The organism is Paraburkholderia bannensis (assembly GCF_014200455.1).
GTDB lineage: Bacteria > Pseudomonadota > Gammaproteobacteria > Burkholderiales > Burkholderiaceae > Paraburkholderia > Paraburkholderia bannensis_A.
Genome location: NZ_JACHBW010000012.1, coordinates 123,284 through 138,666 on the forward strand (window position 1 = coordinate 123,284; position 15,383 = coordinate 138,666).

Annotated in this window: 15 protein-coding genes; 10 read left to right on the plus strand and 5 right to left on the minus strand. The window is 64.3% G+C overall.

Annotated features, from left to right (window positions below; genetic code table 11):
- Positions 1–300 precede the first annotated feature (300 nt).
- Both F4827_RS20730 and F4827_RS20735 read left to right on the plus strand, forming a co-directional pair.
- Positions 301–2,733, plus strand: coding sequence for a membrane-bound PQQ-dependent dehydrogenase, glucose/quinate/shikimate family (locus F4827_RS20730; protein WP_183726564.1), 2,433 nt, complete (start codon positions 301–303; stop codon positions 2,731–2,733).
- Between the two features lie 168 nt (positions 2,734–2,901).
- Positions 2,902–4,080 carry a porin gene (locus F4827_RS20735; RefSeq protein WP_183726567.1) on the plus strand — a complete coding sequence of 393 codons (1,179 nt, stop codon included), beginning with the start codon at positions 2,902–2,904 and terminating at the stop codon, positions 4,078–4,080.
- A gap of 156 nt (positions 4,081–4,236) precedes the next feature.
- On the opposite strand, the gene F4827_RS20740 is transcribed toward F4827_RS20735, so the two are convergent.
- Positions 4,237–4,527, minus strand: coding sequence for a DUF4148 domain-containing protein (locus F4827_RS20740; RefSeq protein WP_183726569.1), 291 nt, complete (start codon positions 4,525–4,527; stop codon positions 4,237–4,239).
- Between the two features lie 211 nt (positions 4,528–4,738).
- Here F4827_RS20740 and F4827_RS20745 point away from each other — a divergent pair, with 211 nt between their 5' ends.
- The 8 genes from F4827_RS20745 (at position 4,739) to F4827_RS20780 (ending at position 12,890) form a co-directional block, all read left to right on the plus strand.
- Positions 4,739–6,028, plus strand: a complete 1,290-nt coding sequence (locus F4827_RS20745; RefSeq protein WP_183726809.1) for a citrate synthase family protein — start codon at positions 4,739–4,741, stop codon at positions 6,026–6,028.
- Positions 6,029–6,360: 332 nt separating this feature from the next.
- Positions 6,361–6,432: a pyrroloquinoline quinone precursor peptide PqqA gene (gene pqqA, locus F4827_RS20750; RefSeq protein ID WP_084162062.1), complete on the plus strand. Its 72-nt coding sequence runs from the start codon at positions 6,361–6,363 to the stop codon at positions 6,430–6,432.
- 96 nt (positions 6,433–6,528) lie between these two features.
- On the plus strand, positions 6,529–7,440 hold the full coding sequence (pqqB, locus tag F4827_RS20755; RefSeq protein ID WP_183726571.1) for a pyrroloquinoline quinone biosynthesis protein PqqB: 912 nt from the start codon (positions 6,529–6,531) through the stop codon (positions 7,438–7,440).
- 92 nt (positions 7,441–7,532) lie between these two features.
- Positions 7,533–8,285 carry a pyrroloquinoline-quinone synthase PqqC gene (gene pqqC / locus F4827_RS20760; protein WP_183726573.1) on the plus strand — a complete coding sequence of 251 codons (753 nt, stop codon included), beginning with the start codon at positions 7,533–7,535 and terminating at the stop codon, positions 8,283–8,285.
- Between the two features lie 23 nt (positions 8,286–8,308).
- Positions 8,309–8,590, plus strand: a complete 282-nt coding sequence (pqqD, locus tag F4827_RS20765; RefSeq protein WP_183726575.1) for a pyrroloquinoline quinone biosynthesis peptide chaperone PqqD — start codon at positions 8,309–8,311, stop codon at positions 8,588–8,590.
- The gene (gene pqqE, locus F4827_RS20770; protein ID WP_221303749.1) at positions 8,583–9,761 is read left to right on the plus strand and encodes a pyrroloquinoline quinone biosynthesis protein PqqE; all 1,179 of its coding nucleotides are present in this window, start codon (positions 8,583–8,585) and stop codon (positions 9,759–9,761) included. The genes pqqD and pqqE overlap by 8 nt, the downstream gene beginning before the upstream one ends.
- Positions 9,727–11,589: a S9 family peptidase gene (locus F4827_RS20775; RefSeq protein ID WP_183726577.1), complete on the plus strand. Its 1,863-nt coding sequence runs from the start codon at positions 9,727–9,729 to the stop codon at positions 11,587–11,589. Before pqqE ends, F4827_RS20775 begins: the two co-directional genes overlap by 35 nt.
- 245 nt (positions 11,590–11,834) lie before the next feature.
- On the plus strand, positions 11,835–12,890 hold the full coding sequence (locus F4827_RS20780) for a methyl-accepting chemotaxis protein (RefSeq protein WP_183726579.1): 1,056 nt from the start codon (positions 11,835–11,837) through the stop codon (positions 12,888–12,890).
- Between the two features lie 2 nt (positions 12,891–12,892).
- Here F4827_RS20780 and F4827_RS20785 read toward each other — a convergent pair whose 3' ends face one another.
- The 4 genes from F4827_RS20785 to F4827_RS20800 all read right to left on the minus strand — a co-directional run bounded on the left by F4827_RS20785 (position 12,893) and on the right by F4827_RS20800 (position 15,382).
- On the minus strand, positions 12,893–13,303 hold the full coding sequence (locus tag F4827_RS20785; RefSeq protein WP_183726581.1) for a lysozyme inhibitor LprI family protein: 411 nt from the start codon (positions 13,301–13,303) through the stop codon (positions 12,893–12,895).
- 138 nt (positions 13,304–13,441) lie between these two features.
- Complete coding sequence (locus F4827_RS20790; protein ID WP_183726583.1) at positions 13,442–13,711, minus strand: hypothetical protein; 270 nt, start codon at positions 13,709–13,711, stop codon at positions 13,442–13,444.
- Positions 13,712–13,845: 134 nt separating this feature from the next.
- Positions 13,846–14,154 (minus strand): chemotaxis protein, encoded by a 309-nt coding sequence (locus tag F4827_RS20795; protein WP_183726585.1) that lies wholly within the window; start codon positions 14,152–14,154, stop codon positions 13,846–13,848.
- Between the two features lie 394 nt (positions 14,155–14,548).
- The gene (locus F4827_RS20800; protein ID WP_183726587.1) at positions 14,549–15,382 is read right to left on the minus strand and encodes a CHAD domain-containing protein; all 834 of its coding nucleotides are present in this window, start codon (positions 15,380–15,382) and stop codon (positions 14,549–14,551) included.
- Between the last annotated feature and the right edge of the window lies 1 nt (position 15,383).

The window sequence follows — 15,383 nt, forward strand, 5'->3', positions numbered from 1 at the left end:
TCTTCCCGCGCGTAGCGAAGGCCGCCGTGTGCACAAACACCCGCGCACACACGGCACTGGCAGCGCCGAGGTGCCTCTCGCAGCGCCCTCGCGCTGACCTCAAAACCCGCATTCTGCTCACCCACGCACGCCTATCCGAACCACGGGGTTGCGATTTTGCGGGCAGGATTTCAAATTTCTTAATAAAATGTACCAACTGGTTAATCTAGCACAAGGCTTGACGCTTGCACCCTATTACAAAAGGTCGCAGGTCGGCCGACTGCGAGGCAAGCCGTCAAGCCTCCATTCGAGAACAAAACGATGTCGAAGCAACCAACAGATTCAGATAAACAGATTCCCAAGGCCGTGCGTATCGGCCTACCCCTGATCGGGGTCGTCGGCCTGCTGCTCGGGCTGTATTTCCTTATTGGCGGCGGCATGCTGATCGCGCGCGGCGGCAGCTGGTATTACCTGCTCGCCGGCCTCGCGCTCTGCGCCACCGGCGTGCAACTCGCGCGCCGCCGCTCGGCCAGCGTCGCGATCTACCTCGTGTTCCTGATCGCCACCGCGCTGTGGGCCATCTGGGAAGTCGGCTTCGACTTCTGGCAGCTCAACACGCGTATTTTCATGTTCTCGATGATCGGCATGCTGCTCGCGCTGATCGTCCCCGTGCTGCGCAAGGGCGAAGGCAAGACGCCCGCGTGCGGCAAGGCCTTCGGCATCGCGGCCGTGCTGGCCGTCGTCAACGCCGGTTTCGTGTACGGCATGTTCGTGCCGCACGGCAAGTTCGGCGCCGAATCGAGCCCGCCCGTCGCGGGCACGGCCGGCACCGGCGACTGGACCGCATACGGCCATTCGGCCGGCGGCGACCGCTTCGCGGGCTTCGCCCAGATCAACCGCGACAACGTGAAGAACCTTCAGGTCGCCTGGACGTTCCACACCGGCGACACGCCGCTCAGCCCGGACGGCGGCGGCTCGGAAGACCAGGAAACGCCGCTCCAGGTGGGCAAGACGCTGTTCCTGTGCTCGCCGCACAACACGGTGATCGCCGTCGACGCCGCCAGTGGCGCCGAAAAATGGCGTCATGCGTTCCCGACCCAAACCACGGTCTGGGTGCGCTGCCGCGGCCTCGCCTACTTCGACGCCGCGCAACCGCTCGTGCAGCCTACCGTGGCGGGCTCGACGCCGGTGTCGGCGATCGCCGCGCCGGGTGACTCCGCCGCCTGCCGTCGCCGCATCTACATGAACACGATCGATGCGAAGCTGGTCGCGCTCGACGCCGACAACGGCAAGCTCTGCGACGACTTCGGCGATCACGGCATCATCGATCTGAAGGCCGGCCTGGGCAAGGCCAAGAGCCCGCTGTACCAGCTGACCTCGGCGCCAACCGTCGCGGGCACGACCCTGGTGGTAGGCGGGCGCGTTGCCGACAACGTCTCGCTCGACATGCCGGGCGGCGTGATCCGCGGCTTCGACGTGATGACCGGCAAGATGAAGTGGGCGTTCGATCCGGGCAGCCCGCAAGACCACGCCGCGCCGACAACCGGCAAGTCCTTCACGCGCTCGACCCCCAACGTGTGGGCGCCGATGACCTATGACGCGACCTCGAACACCGTCTACATGCCGGTGGGCAACGCCGCGATCGACCTGTGGGGCGTCAAGCGCACGGCGCTCGACGAAAAGTACGGCGCCTCGATCCTCGCACTCGACGCGAGCACCGGCGCTGAAAAGTGGCACTTCCAGACCGTCCACCACGACCTCTGGGACTACGACGTGCCGATGCAGCCGACGCTGATCGACTTCCCGATGGACGACGGCAAAAAGGTGCCGGCGCTCATCGTCGGCACCAAGATGGGCCAGTTGTTCGTGCTCGACCGTCTGACCGGCAAGCCGCTCACCAAGGTGATCGAGCAGCCCGTCAAGCCCGCGACGATCCCGAACGAGCCGTATTCGAAGACGCAGCCGCTGTCTGTGGGCATGCCGCAGATCGGCGCCGAAGTGCTCAAGGACGCCGACATGTGGGGCGTCACGCCGATCGACCAGCTGATGTGCCGCATTTCGTTCCGCGGCATGCGCTACGACGGCCTGTTCACCGCGCCGGATACCGACTACGCGCTGAGCTTCCCGGGTTCGCTCGGCGGCATGAACTGGGGCGGTCTGTCGTACGACCCGAACGCCGGCATGATCTACGTGAACGACATGCGCCTGGGCCTGTGGGTCCATCTGGTGAAGGAAAAGCAGCGCGGCGGCCCCTCGGACGGCAACGAAGCCGTCAACGCGGGCATGGGCGCGGTGCCGCTGGGCGGCACGCCGTACTCGGTGACCAAGGACCGCTTCTTCTCGCCGCTGGGCATCCCTTGCCAGAAGCCGCCGTTCGGCAGCCTCACGGCCATCGACCTGAAGACGCGCAGCATCGCCTGGCAAGTGCCGCTTGGCACGGTCAAGGACACGCGTCTGTATGGCGTGCAGATGCACATGCCCACGCCGATCGGCATGCCGACCATTGGCGGCTCGCTGACCACGGGCGGCGGCCTGGTGTTCTTCGCAGCCACCCAGGACTACTACCTGCGCGCGTTCGACAGCTCGACCGGCAAGGAGGTCTGGAAGGCCCGTCTGCCGGTGGGCAGCCAGGGCACGCCGATGAGCTACACGATCGACGGCAAGCAGTACATCGTGATCTCGGCAGGCGGCGCACGCCAGTCGCCGGATCGCGGCGACTACGTGATCGCCTACGCACTGCCGCAGACGCACTAGGCAGCAACGCCGCAAACGCCTGATGTCCGGCCCGCAGGGGTGCGTAACACACGCGCCCCTGTTTCTTTCCCGGCCTCGCTTTTAACTACTCGGTTCAAATAATTCTTCAGAATCCGGAATTGCCTGCCGCTGCGGCGGGCATCATCCGGATCGGTATCAGGGTTGACGATGAAATCTGAACACTTTTTCTGGGGCGGCTCGCTGCTCCTGTGCGCCGCCGCCGTCGCGCAGCCGGCCATGGCTCAGAACAGCCTGACGCTGTACGGCAACGTTGACGAAGCGATCTCGTACGCGAACAACCAGGGCGGCCATTCGAACGTCTACATGCGCAACGGCAATCTGCTCGCCTCGAAGTTCGGCTTCAAGGGCACGGAGCAACTGAGCGCCACGACCCGCGCGATTTTCGATCTGCAGGAAGGTTTCGATCCGGGCACCGGCGCACAGCAATCGGCCGGTCTGGCCTTCAACCGCTATGCCTTCGTCGGTCTGCAGGACAGCCGCCTGGGGACGCTGACCATGGGCCGCCAGTACACGCCGTACTACCTGCTCGCGGGCACGCTGGGCCCGGTCACGTACCTGACCGGTGCGACGGGCGCACACCCGGGCGACATCGATGGTTTCGATACGGACATCCGCGCGAATAGTTCGGTTACCTACACATCGCCTTCGATTTATGGCGTGCGCGGCAGCGTGCAATATGGCTTTGGCGGCGTGGCGGGCAGCATGAAGAGCGGCAGCATGTTCAGCGCGGCGCTGCGCTACGACGGCGGCCCGCTCTCCGTGGGTCTGGGCTACCTGCGCATGAACAACACGGAATACACAGGCGGCTTCGATCCCGGCGCCAGCGCCACGTTCCCGCATTCGACCATCAATACCGGCTATCTGTCGGCAAGCAACGTGCAGCACGCGGCGGCGCTGGCAACCTACACGTTCGGCAATCTGCTGATTGGCGTGAACTATTCGAACGTGATCTATCGTCCGGGCAGTCACTCGCTGTTCACCGATACCGCCGTGTTCAACACTTACGGCGCACTGGTGAGCTACCGCGTGAGCACGCCGATCGAGGTGTCGGGCGGCTATAGCTATACGCGCGCCTCCAGCGCGAACGGCATTCACGATGCGGCGCGCTATCAGCAGGTTTCGCTGCGCGAGATGTATCACCTCTCGAAGCGCACCACGCTGTACACCATTCAGGCGTATCAGCACGCTTCGGGTCATACGCTGGGCGCAAATGGCAGCGGCGATATCGTCGATGCGGTGGCGATGGTGGGCGATTCGCAGAACACCTCGGCGTCGTCCACGGGCAATCAGTTTGTCGCCATGTTTGGCATCGCTATCGCGTTCTAGGCGGCGCTCCAGCACGCGTTTCGATTCGCGAATCTAACGGTTTAAGCAACGCGTGGTTTAAGCAACGCGCGATATACCGCGCAATTCCAGGCAGCGATACGGGGCATCACCCGTCTCGCTGCTTTTTTTATGGCTGCGCGGACAAGCATGCAGCCATCAGGTCTTGCGATGCAGTTTGAGGCAGTCCGCGCTGTAATCGGCGCTCAAGGCTTTCTGCGCGGCCTGCAGATCGGCGGGATAGGTGCCTTCGTCGTCGCCAGGGCGATAGCCGCGCGCTTCGAGTTCGCCCAGTTCGTTCATCAGTTGCGCATGCGTGACCTTGCCGGGCGCCACGTGCCTGAACGGATAACCGCGGCATTGCGCCGGCGTGAGATGTAGCCCGGCGTGAGCAGTCAGGCTAACGGTCGCGGCGGCAAGCGCAGCAAGATATCGCAGGTTTGCTCCCATAGTGACCATCCGGAAAAGCTCGTCGAGTTGACGTCGTGAGCGACGTGTCGAGTCGAGAGCTTAGGCGAGCGCGGGTATGGCAACGCCATCGCTCAGATGTCAGTTTTTTTAAGTGATGCAATGCCGGACAAAGGCTTGTGACAGCGGCAATTCCGGCAGCGTACGCACGCGTATCGCCCATCAATCGTCAATGTTGACTATCCTGATCGACATGCCGACCTACCTGAGTTCCGCCGAAGCCGCCGCGCGTCTGAGCGTCTCGCGCCAGACGCTCTACGCCTATGTGAGCCGCGGCCTGCTGCGTGCGCAAACCAACCCGGTCACGCGCGAAAGCCGCTATCTGGCCACCGAAGTCGAGCGGCTCGCCGCCAATCGCGCGCGCGGGCGCAAGCCGAAGGCAGTGGCGCGCGCGGCGCTCGACTGGGGAGCGCCCGTGCTCGAATCGGCCATCACGCTGATCGAAGACGGGCGGCTTTCGTATCGGGGCATCGACGCACTCGGTCTGGCAGCGCGCGCCAGCCTCGAAGAAGTGGCCGCATTGCTCTGGCAATGCGAAGCAAGCGCGGCATTCGCCACGCACGCACCGTCAACGCCCGAGGTCTTCAAGGCGCTGCTCCAGCACTACCGCAAGCAGCGCGCGGAAGCCGCGATGTTGCCGCTCTTTTCGGTCGCAAGCGAAGACGCACCCACCGCAATCTGGCAGTGCAACGCCGGGCGCCAGGCACAAGGCTGCGGCGATCTCGTGCGCCTGCTGGCGGCCTCCCTGCTGCGCGCTGCGCCCAACACCGCGCCGATCCACGAGCAATGCGCACGCGCCTGGGGCGTGGGTAAAGCGGGTGCGGAACTGATCCGCATGGCACTGGTGCTGTGCGCCGATCACGAGTTGAACGCGTCGAGTTTCGCCGCGCGCTGCATCGCATCAACCGACGCGAGCCTGCGCTCGGTGGTGATTGGCGGCCTGGCGGGGCTTTCTGGAGGGCGACATGGCGCGACCACGGCGCGCGGCGAGGCGCTGTGGGACGAACTCGGCGATATCGATCCTGAACGCAAGCTGCACGAGCGCCTTGCGCGCGGCGACGATCTACCGGGCTTCGGCCACCCCCTCTACCCCGATGGCGATGTGCGCGCCGCGTGGCTGCTCACGCGCACGCTGAAGCATCACCCTAAGTGGAAAAAACTGATCGACCTCGCCAGCGAACGGGTCGGTCAGCAGCCCTCGCTCGACCTCGCGCTCGTGGCGCTGCGGCGTCATCTGAATCTGCCGATGGGCGCCGCATTCGGGCTATTTGCGCTGGGCCGCTCGGTGGGCTGGATCGCTCACGGGCTCGAACAGCGGCAAAATCCGCATCTGATTCGCCCGCGCGCGGTGTACACGGGCGTACGTCCGCCCGCACGGGCCGCTGACGCCGCCAGCAAACACGCGCGCAAACGCCCACCCCACGCGCCGCGCGAAACCGCGCCCGGCCCGGACATGTTCACGACCTTGTTCAAGATTACGTAGCCTTCGGCCGCTCACGACTCGTTCTCATGGTGGTGCGGCGCGAATATTGCCACATACGAAATAACGTGTTTCGTGCGCCGTTTCACGTGCGCTTTCATAGTTTGATCCGGTTTTTGAAGGCTTTGCGCTGCGTGCGAGCCGTCGCGATGCGCGCAAATTTGATACGATACGCGCGAGGAGAATGGCGGCGCATCCGGTGTCGTCGTGCCACTGGCGTGCAGTTCATTCCGCCTGTCGCACGAACCCTGCAGCAGCCGCTCTTTCCCGTATCGCCCGGTGTGTCCGCTTTGCCGGACGTCCGCCTGCCCATCCATTATTCAAGGAGTTTTGCCATGTGGACCAAGCCCGCTTACACCGATCTGCGTTTCGGTTTTGAAATCACGATGTACATTTCGAACCGTTAATTCGCAGCGTCAGTATCCTCTCGCAGGATCCTCATAGCCCCGGCCCGCCGGGGCTATTTATCTGGCGCGTTCTATCCGCAGCCTGGTTTAGCAAGCATGCATATTCATATTCTCGGCTCCGCAGCCGGCGGCGGCTTTCCTCAGTGGAACTGCAATTGCGCGAACTGCGCGGGCTTCCGTAATGGCCGCCTCAACGCGAAGGCGCGCACGCAATCGTCGATTGCCGTCTCCGACGACGGCGAATCCTGGATTCTCTGCAACGCCTCGCCCGATATCCGCGCCCAGCTGCAGGCCTTCGCGCCCATGCAGCCAGGCCGCGCGCTGCGCGACACCGGCATCGCCGCAATCGTGCTGATGGACAGCCAGATCGACCACACCACCGGCCTGCTGATGCTGCGCGAAGGCTGTCCGCACGAAGTCTGGTGCACCGATATGGTCCATGAAGACCTGAGCACCGGCTTTCCGATCTTCCCGATGCTCACGCACTGGAACGGCGGCCTGCGCTGGAACCCCATCGTCTCGGGCGAGCCGTTCACGATTGCCGCGTGCCCGAATCTGCGCTTCACGCCGTTCGCGCTGCGCAGCGCCGCGCCGCCCTATTCGCCGCATCGGCACGATCCGCACGAGGGCGACAACATCGGCCTCGTGATCGAAGACATGCGCACCGGCGGCAAGCTGTTTTACGCGCCGGGCCTGGGTGAAGTGGATGAAGCGCTGCTCGCGCGCATGCACGAAGCCGATTGCCTGCTGGTGGACGGCACGCTCTGGCACGACGACGAAATGCAGCGCCGCGGCGTGGGCACGCGCACGGGTCGCCAGATGGGCCACCTCGCGCAGAGCGGCCCCGGCGGCATGCTCGAAGTGCTCGATCGATTCCCGAACGCGCGCAAGATTCTCACGCACATCAACAACACGAATCCGATCCTCGACGAAGACTCGGCGGAACGCGCCGAACTAGCACTGCGCCACGTCGAAGTGGCCTTCGACGGCATGAGCATCGATCTGTAACACGCTTGCGGCGCGCGCGAAAGCACCGCGCCACCCTGCATCATGCTGCTGCCGTTATCGCGCAGCAGCCCTCATTGGAATTGGACCGAATCATGAGCCAGGCCGCCCTCACTCCCGAGCAATTCGAACAGGCCCTGCGCGCCAAAGGCGCGTTCTATCACATCCACCACCCGTATCACGTGGCGATGTACGAAGGCCGCGCGACCCGCGAACAGATCCAGGGGTGGGTCGCGAACCGCTTCTACTACCAGGTCAATATACCGATGAAGGACGCGGCGATTCTCGCCAATTGTCCCGACCGCGAAGTACGCCGCCAGTGGATCCAGCGTCTGCTCGATCACGACGGCGCGCCCGGCGAAGATGGGGGCATCGAAGCCTGGCTGCGCCTAGGCGAATCCGTCGGTCTCGATCCCGCGCAACTGCGCTCGCAGGAACTGGTGCTGCCGGGCGTGCGCTTCGCCGTGGATGCGTATGTGAATTTCGCACGCCGCGCGAGCTGGCAGGAAGCCGCCAGCAGTTCGCTCACCGAATTGTTCGCCCCGCAGATTCACCAGTCGCGCCTGGACACCTGGCCCACGCACTATCCGTGGATCGATCCGCGCGGCTACGAGTATTTCCGCTCGCGTCTGGGCCAGGCGCGCCGCGACGTGGAGCACGGCCTGCAGATCACGCTGCAGCACTACACGACTTTTGAAAGCCAGCAGCGTATGCGGGAAATCCTGCAATTCAAGCTCGACATTCTCTGGACCATGCTCGACGCGATGTCGATGGCGTACGAACTGGGCCGCCCGCCCTATCATACGGTCACGAACGAACGCGTCTGGCACAAGGGAATCGCACTCTGAACACCGGGACCATGATGAATACGATGAACACGCCCTTCGACCGCACTCTCAAACCCGTCTGGCGACGCGGTTACCGCTTCCAGTTCGAGCCCGCACAGAACGCGCACGTCCTGCTCTATCCTGAAGGCATGATCAAGCTGAACGACAGCGCCGCCGCCATTGGCGGGCTGATCGACGGCGAGCGCAACGTCGCGGCCATCGTCGCGCATCTGGACACGCAGTTTCCGGGCGTGCCCGAACTGGGCGAAGACGTCGAGCAGTTCATGCTGGTCGCCCGCGAAAAGCACTGGATCGATCTTGTCTGACGAACCCCTCACAACCGGCGCAATCAGCGCTGCCGCGCCGGCCAGCACCCAGCCCGCCGTGGGCCTGCCCCTGTGGCTGCTCGCGGAGGTGACGTACCGTTGCCCGCTGCAATGCCCGTACTGCTCGAATCCGCTCGATTTCGCGCGCCAGGGCGAGGAGTTGAGCACGGCGCAATGGATTCGCGTGATGACCGAAGCGCGCCAGATGGGCGCCGCGCAGATCGGCTTTTCCGGCGGCGAGCCGCTGGTGCGCAAGGATCTCGCCGAGCTGATCGGCGAGGCCCGCAAGCTCGGTTATTACACCAATCTCATCACCTCGGGCATCGGCCTGAACGAGCAGAAGCTCGCCGATTTTCAGCGCGCCGGACTCGACCACATCCAGATCAGCTTCCAGTCGAGCGACGAGGAAGTGAACAACATGCTGGCTGGCTCGCACAAGGCGTTCGCGCAGAAGCTTGCGATGGCGCGTGCAGTGAAGGCGCATGGCTACCCGATGGTGCTGAACTTCGTCACGCACCGCTACAACATCGACGACATCGACCGCATCATCGAGCTGTGCATCGCGCTCGAAGCCGATTTCGTCGAGCTGGCCACCTGCCAGTTCTATGGCTGGGCCAAGCTCAACCGGGCGATGCTGCTGCCCACGCGCGAACAGCTCGAACGCGCCGAGCGCATCACCAACGAATATCGCGCGAAGCTGGAGGCGAGCGGCAACCCCTGCAAGCTGATCTTCGTGACGCCCGATTATTATGAAGAGCGCCCGAAAGCCTGCATGGGCGGCTGGGGCAGTATCTTCCTGACGGTCACGCCGGATGGCACCGCGCTGCCCTGCCACGGCGCGCGCATGCTGCCGATCGAATTCCCCAATGTGCGCGATCACGATCTGCGCCACATCTGGTATGACTCGCCAGGCTTCAACCGTTATCGCGGCAACGCGTGGATGCCCGAACCGTGCCGCTCGTGCGATGAAAAGGAAAAGGACTTTGGCGGCTGCCGCTGCCAGGCCTTCATGCTGACCGGCGACGCCGCCAATACCGACCCCGTGTGCGGGAAATCGCCGGAACATCCCATCATCCTGCAAGCGCGCAAAGAAGCCGAACAACCCGTTCAACCGATCCAGCAACTCATCTTCCGCAATGACAGGAACTCCCGCGAACTCGGCAAACCCTGAGCGCGTCAGCGCCGAACAGGCGGTCGCCGCCGGCAAGGATTTTGGCGAACTGGCCGCGTCGGCGCGCGGCGTGTTCTGGACGACCTACGATCCCGCCGATGCCGCCACGCGCATCTGGCATTGGCGCAACGGCACAATGCGCCGTCTCACGCCGGAAGGCTTCAGCGTGCGCGGGCGTGTCTACGAATACGGCGGCGGATCCTTCTGCATTGCTGAGGATGCCGTAGTATTCGCCAACGAGACAGATCAACGGCTCTACCGCCAGCCGATCGACAACGATGCCGCGCCCGTGGCCCTCACCGGGCCAGGCCGCCGTTATGGCGACCTGCGTTATCGCCAGGGCGCGGTGCTCGCGGTGGAAGAAGACGGCAGCACCCATCGGATCGTGTCGATTGCAGTAAGCGATGGAGCGCGAACCGTGCTGGCCGAAGGCGCGGATTTTTACGCCGCTCCCTGCCTGCGCGCCGATGGCAATCGCCTTGCGTGGATCGAATGGTCGCGCCCGCATCAGCCGTGGACCGCTACGCGGCTGCGCAGCAGCGAACGCGACGCCAGCGGCGCATGGCTGCCGCCGCGCACGCTTGCAGGCGACGATATTGAAGATGCGCTGCAGCAGCCGCAATTCGACGCACACGGCACGCTCTACACCCTGAGCGATCGCGGCGGCTTCTGGCAGCCGTGGCGCGAGCATGGCGACGCGCTGCAAGTGCTACCCGCGGCGCAGGCGGACCACGCCGCGGCGCCCTGGCAACTGGGCGGATGCAGCTGGATCGCTCTCGACGATGGATCGAGCCTCGGCGCATGGACGGACGAAGGCTGGGGCGTACTCGGTTATCGCGCAGCCGATGGCGCGTTGCACGCGCTGGCGCCGCAATACAGCCGCTTTCGCAACCTCGCGGCGGATGAAACGCACTTCTATTGCCTTGCCGCATCGCCGGTGTGCCCCGCCGCGGTACTCGCGATCCGGCGCGACGATTTCAGCGTGCAAGTGCTCGCCGCAGTCTCGCCTATGATGCCCGTGGAACGCATTCCCGTGCCCGAACGTCTGCGTTTCGCAAGCGGGGGCAGCGAATCGCACGCGTATTTCTACGCGCCGGAAAGCACGCACAGCACGCGCGGTGCGCAGAATGCCGATGCGCCGCCCGTCGTGGTTTTCATCCACGGTGGCCCAACCTCGGCCTGTTACCCGGTTTTCGATCCACGCATCCCCTACTGGACGCAACGCGGCTTCGCGGTGGTCAACCTCAACTATCGCGGCAGCACCGGCTATGGCCGCGCCTACCGCCAGGCGCTGCACGAAAGCTGGGGCGTGGTGGACGTGGACGACGCCTGCAACGTCGTCACGCATCTGGCCGCGCAACAGCGCATCGACCCCGCCCGCGCCTTTATTCGCGGCAGCAGCGCGGGCGGCTATACGACACTGTGCGCGCTCGCGTTTCGCGACGTCTTCCGCGGCGGCGCCAGCCTCTATGGCGTGAGCGATCCGCTGACGTTGGGCCAGCACACGCACAAGTTCGAAGCCGATTACCTGGACTGGCTGATCGGCGACGCGGTGGCCGATGCCGCGCGTTACTGCGAGCGCACGCCGCTGCTGCACGCGGACATGATTCGCGTGCCCGTCGCCTTCTTCCAGGGTGAACTGGATGCCGTGGTGACTCCGGACCAGACGCGTAGCATGGTCAGCGCCCTGCAGGCCAACGGCATCGCCACCGAAGCGCATTACTATGACGACGAGCGCCACGGCTTTCGCAAGGCCGTCAACCAGGCGCATGCGCTTCAGGCCGAATACGCGTTTTATTGCGGAATTCTCGGCCAGACAGTGCTTTGAACGCGCCCATAAACGTGCATGCCGATGAGCCAATCTGGTGCGTTTCGGCATGCACTCCGGGTCATTGATTCGCGCCGCGATAAACATTGCCTACGCAAAACGTTTGCTATCGTCGAAGATTGCTTGCATACGCAACAATCAAGCGACAATCAAGCGACAATCAAGCGACAAGCAGCCTGAAATCGACAGGCCCGAACCTTGCGTGCAGGCACGGTGATATTCACACCCCTGTCACGGAACCCTGCATGTCGAATCCGCAAGCCATCGTCGATCTCACGCACGAAGTCAAACGCCTTGCCACGAGCAAGATCAGCGACATCAACGACATCAATCGCGAAACCACCTTTCTCGCGCTCAACGCCCTCATCGAAGCGGCGCGCGCCGGCGATGCGGGCAAGGGTTTCGCCGTGGTCGCGAGTCAGGTCAAGCACGTGTCTCGCCGCATCTCCGAGATCACGACGGCCCTGAACAAGGACCTCGCGGGTTCGCTATCGACGCTCACGCAACTGGGTGACAGCATGATCGACCGGCTGCGTTCGCACGACGGCCAGCGTTGCGCGGACCTCGCGCTCAACATGATCGACGTGATCGACCGCAATCTCTACGAGCGCTCCTGCGACGTGCGCTGGTGGGCCACCGATTCGGCCGTGGTCGATTGCCTCGCGGCGCGCGACGATGCCCACGCATCGGCAAAAGCCGCACACGCAGCGGAGCGTCTCGCCGTGATTCTCGACAGTTACACGGTTTATCGCGACCTCTGGGTGGTCGACGAACACGGCGTCGTGATCGCCAACGGACGTCAGGCGCAATATCCCGTGCGCGGGCAGAACGTCGGCGAAACCGCATGGTTCAGATCGGCGATGAAAACAACGTCGGGTGCGGACTACGTGGCCGCCGACATCGACACGCTCGCACCGCTGCGCCACGCGCAGGTTGCGACCTATACGACGGCGATCCGCGAAGGCGGCCGCGCGAACGGCCGGGTGCTGGGCGTGCTGGCCATCTTCTTCGACTGGGCCCCGCAGGCGGGCGCAGTGGTGAAGGGCGTGCGCCTGAGCGAGGAGGAATGGACGCGCACGCGCTGCATGATCGTCGATTCGTCATTCCGCGTGATTGCCGCGTCGGATGATAAAGGCATACTCAACGAGCGCTTCCCGCTACAGGCCGAAGGCCGCAAGACGGGCTACTATGGCGCGCACGACGGCACCGTTGTTTCCTTTGCCGCCACGCCGGGCTATGAAACCTGGCGCGGACTTGGCTGGTATGGCGTGATCTGCCAGAAGCCCGCACAACAAGGCTAGCTCTACTGGCCGCCGCAGGACAGATCGCCCTCCTTGCAATGGAGCTGCGCGTCCAGGCGGCGGGTCTGCTCCTGAGTCAGTTCGTCGATACACAACGCGTACATCGACGAATGAATGGTGCCGCCGTTCGTAGCCATGGTATTGAACTCGCACTGCGCGTCGCGCCAGCCCAGCCACGCACGCTGCGTCTTGCGCAACTGATCCGCGCCGCTCTTGCTGATCTTCGCAAGCAGCGCGCGATACGTTTCGTTGAGCGCTTGATCCGAGGCTTTCATCGCGCGGCCAATGCATTCGTCCATCGCCTGCCGCGTGTCGCGATTCTGGCAGTCGGGCTGGGCGGCGAAGCAGGAGGAGGCGCTGACGAGCGCGCCCGATACGCACAGGGCGCTCGCAAAAAGACGGGAAAAACGCATAACGCGGCACTCCGGATCGACGAGGGTGCCAGACTATGCCATAGATGCCGTGACGATCGATGCTGTGACGATCGATGCAGGACGAGCGGCCTCGCGTGCTCCGCCGCGCCCGGCATCGTGCTGCCGGACACTCGTGCGCTACTGCCCCTTCGTATCGCTGCTGGCGTCTGCGCCCGGCGTGTTGGTCGTATCGTTCATCGGCTTTTTCGCCGCGTGCTTGTTTGCATGCGATTTGTGGGTGGACTTGTGCGCGGTGCTGCTCGCACCCATGCCAGCGGTCGCCGCATTCTGGTCCCCGCCCTGGGCCGGCGTCGTGGCATCGGTGCCGGAAGCCTGCGCGAATGCCGCGCCGGACACAGCCAGCATGGCGACCAGCAAGGTGGGTGCGATCAGGTGACGTGATTTCATGATGGGCTTTCCTCGTCGAAAATGAAGTTGAATTTGCAGTTGGAAATCATGCGAGCAGGACGCCCGCTCGCATGCCTGTTCCCGCACTTCGCGTGCCGAGCTTCTCCTTGCGCCGGCGATGCACGGCAATCTATTTAGTAGTCCGGCTGGTGTTTGATGGCATCGGGCAAAATATCGTCGTCCGGCCGCAATGCTCCGTCGCCATCGGCTGAGGCGCGCTCGCCAGTGCCGTGGCTGTCGCTATCGCTTCGCGCTTCGTCCTCTCCGGTTTCCAGTGCGTGATTGTCAAGCTCCGAATCGCGGTCGAACTCGTGGCGTTTCGCGCCCACCGTATCGCTGCCCGAATCGGACGAATCGCCGGGGCCGAGCGAAGCGGCGTCGTGCCCCGGCGGCAGCGGCTGTGCCATACCGTCGTCGTTATCGGGATCGAGTGTGCTGGTCATGATCTGAACTCCTGCAAGGGTGCTGCGATGCAAAACCGCGCGCTCGTCGCGCGCAGCGCCACCCTGTATTGCGCAGTCCCCGTGCCCCGCCTGCATTCCCCCCAAAAATCACACGGCCACCGGCTCGGCACGCTGTTTGACGAAAGCGTCGCGGACCGGCCTCGCGCTTATCTGCGCGCGCGACAGCTAACGCAAAGGGATCGTTTCGCTGATCGATGCGCTGGACGCGCAGCGCCAACCGAGCACTGCGCAGCAGAAATCAGGTGTGAGCCAACCTGGTTTCGCTCTATAAAGCGCGTGGGGGGCGGCTGGAACGATGCGAACGCGCTGACTTGAGCACTGCTGCAGCCGCAGACTTCGCATTGAGACGCCGGCCGTGACGCCCCGCCCGCTCTCAAGCGCCGATCAGTTTCGCGGCGCGACGTTGCAGACGCTCGCGCGCGTGCCGCGATGCGGCGAGCGCAGCTTCCGCGCTAGTGTCGTCCGCGAAGATCTCGCGGTGAGCGTGCAGCAACCGCTCAGTGGCAACGGCATCGTTAAGATATCCGAATCGTTTCTGGAGCTTCTTCAACGGCTTCAAACGCTGTACATCGCGGCGCGGCAAGATCGGCGCGAAGAACTCCAGCGTGTAGCGCAGTCTCTTCGCGGCCTTGCGCACGTCGTGCCACGCGGCGTAATCGCTTTTCGCGGCGCGGCCGGCGCGGCGCACGCGCTTTTTCAGATCGCGCCTGGCGGCACGCACGCGGTTCTGCGCGAGCTCCTCAACGGATGTACGACGCGGCGCGGTATTGAGCGCCTGATTCACCTTGTGAAGCATTTCACGCAGCGCGTGACGCAGATCGGCGGCGGTCAATGTCGCGCAGGCGCTATCGCGGGCGGCGATGCGTGCAGCGTTCAGCCGCCCGGCCGCCACCGTGTTTGCTTCGATATCGAGTTCGCCCAGCATTTGCGCCGCGATATCCCAGTCTCGCGCCGACCCGGCCGCAGCGCCCACGCGCTTCAGATAGCCGCGTTCGAGCACCGCCATGTCGCGCTTGAGCAGCGGCCGCCAGACCCACAGCAAGGTGCGCAGCCTGCGCAAGGCCACGCGCAGCTGGTGGAGATCGTCGGCGCTGGGGTCGAGATGCGCGTGCCGCAACGCTTCGTCCACGAGCGGCTTCGCGTAACCGGAAAAGCGCGCCTGGGCGTCGTGACGCGGTTTCACTGCCTTGCGCTTGTCGGGTTTCATG

What these genes read in the sequence shown, in the direction of transcription:
- F4827_RS20785 (WP_183726581.1), bottom strand. Translation starts at nt 13,303, where the DNA reads ATGCGTTTTTCCCGTCTTTTTGCGAGCGCCCTGTGCGTATCGGGCGCG.
- F4827_RS20730 (WP_183726564.1), top strand. Translation starts at nt 301, where the DNA reads ATGTCGAAGCAACCAACAGATTCAGATAAACAGATTCCCAAGGCCGTG.
- pqqB (WP_183726571.1), top strand. Translation starts at nt 6,529, where the DNA reads ATGCATATTCATATTCTCGGCTCCGCAGCCGGCGGCGGCTTTCCTCAG.
- F4827_RS20800 (WP_183726587.1), bottom strand. Translation starts at nt 15,382, where the DNA reads ATGAAACCCGACAAGCGCAAGGCAGTGAAACCGCGTCACGACGCCCAG.
- F4827_RS20775 (WP_183726577.1), top strand. Translation starts at nt 9,727, where the DNA reads ATGACAGGAACTCCCGCGAACTCGGCAAACCCTGAGCGCGTCAGCGCC.
- pqqC (WP_183726573.1), top strand. Translation starts at nt 7,533, where the DNA reads ATGAGCCAGGCCGCCCTCACTCCCGAGCAATTCGAACAGGCCCTGCGC.
- pqqD (WP_183726575.1), top strand. Translation starts at nt 8,309, where the DNA reads ATGAACACGCCCTTCGACCGCACTCTCAAACCCGTCTGGCGACGCGGT.
- F4827_RS20790 (WP_183726583.1), bottom strand. Translation starts at nt 13,711, where the DNA reads ATGAAATCACGTCACCTGATCGCACCCACCTTGCTGGTCGCCATGCTG.
- F4827_RS20735 (WP_183726567.1), top strand. Translation starts at nt 2,902, where the DNA reads ATGAAATCTGAACACTTTTTCTGGGGCGGCTCGCTGCTCCTGTGCGCC.
- F4827_RS20780 (WP_183726579.1), top strand. Translation starts at nt 11,835, where the DNA reads ATGTCGAATCCGCAAGCCATCGTCGATCTCACGCACGAAGTCAAACGC.
- F4827_RS20745 (WP_183726809.1), top strand. Translation starts at nt 4,739, where the DNA reads ATGCCGACCTACCTGAGTTCCGCCGAAGCCGCCGCGCGTCTGAGCGTC.
- F4827_RS20795 (WP_183726585.1), bottom strand. Translation starts at nt 14,154, where the DNA reads ATGACCAGCACACTCGATCCCGATAACGACGACGGTATGGCACAGCCG.
- F4827_RS20740 (WP_183726569.1), bottom strand. Translation starts at nt 4,527, where the DNA reads ATGGGAGCAAACCTGCGATATCTTGCTGCGCTTGCCGCCGCGACCGTT.